This is a genomic window from Thiolapillus sp. (genome assembly GCF_048562965.1).
Lineage (GTDB): Bacteria > Pseudomonadota > Gammaproteobacteria > Chromatiales > Chromatiaceae > Thiolapillus > Thiolapillus brandeum_A.
Genome location: NZ_JBHNMF010001167.1, coordinates 1 through 815 on the forward strand (window position 1 = coordinate 1; position 815 = coordinate 815).

The window sequence follows — 815 nt, forward strand, 5'->3', positions numbered from 1 at the left end:
GCTTCCCCCATCGATGAGTCTCTGATGGCGGGAAGCGTACGGCCCTATGGCCCGGAATGCCCCTCAGGGTGGGTCAAAATTGTTGGCCGTAGGTGGGTCAGAATAGATGGCCATTAACACCTGAACCACAAAAGGAAAGGTTTCCAGTAACTGTTCCAGCGCAGGAATCAGGTAACGTTCACTGATACGCTCAACGCAGCAGACCACTTCGAACTGGGTTACTTCATCGACCACATTGATGTGATAAACCCCTTTCTGCTTGTCCAAGTCACCTTGATGCACCGTATCGATGCGGATATAGCCAGGCTGACCATTTGAACAGGGTTTGCGACGTTCGCCAATCGTGGATGACTTGGGGCGTGTTTTCTCAAAGGTTCGGCGCTGCCGTTGATAGGCATTGGATTGCCTTAGATTGTAAAGATGGCTAACAGAGATGCCGGCCAGGGTTTCATAGTCTGATTGCCCAAACACCTGATAGGCACGCTCACACAGCTTTTTAATGGCATGTCCACAAGGCGTGTCATGGGGTTCATCCATTTCTGCCAGTAGCCGGATGTCACGATCGGTGTAGCGGCGCTTGAAACCCGCCGTTGTTCGTTGCTGACGGCTCAACCGGCCTGTCTTTCGGTACTGGGCAATCAAGCGCGTTAATTGTTGACGGGAATAACCCGTAACCTTGAGCAAATAGCGGATAACAATGCCTTTGTCTGGTTTATTCAGAGACAGATAGTCAAAACGAACCAGTTCCCTCTGTAACCAGCGATAACGCTTGTCCTTGTCGCTACTGATGGTGAAAGCAACGGCTTGGGTTCCTT

Annotated in this window: 1 pseudogene; it reads right to left on the minus strand. The window is 51.0% G+C overall.

Annotated elements, in window-relative coordinates:
* Positions 1-63 precede the first annotated feature (63 nt).
* A pseudogene (locus tag ACOCD2_RS23065) lies at positions 64-815 on the minus strand (integrase); the annotation flags it as partial.